1 pseudogene is annotated in these 241 nt (G+C 66.4%); it reads left to right on the forward strand.

The features are described from left to right. Positions 1-241, forward strand: a pseudogene (locus ASU23_RS34295) (hypothetical protein); the annotation flags it as partial.

The following is a 241-nucleotide window of genomic DNA, read 5'->3' on the forward strand; positions in this document are numbered from 1 at the left end:
TGGTTGCGTGAAGGAGCGAAGTACTGGCTTTCGGCGGGCCTGACCACGGAGCGGTACTCGTGGAGCACGGTCAAATCGCGCCTGGACGCCCTGAAATGGCTGCAACGCTACATCGACACCACCGCCGATCAGGGCCCGTGCCTGACAACGGACCCACACCGCCTGCGGGACTTCATCCGCGGCTTCTGCGACCTGCTCCTCGCACACCGCATCGAGTCCGGGGTACGCGCGGGCAAGGCGC

This window comes from Rhodococcus sp. KB6, from assembly GCF_001445685.1.
Taxonomy (GTDB): domain Bacteria; phylum Actinomycetota; class Actinomycetes; order Mycobacteriales; family Mycobacteriaceae; genus Rhodococcus_F; species Rhodococcus_F qingshengii.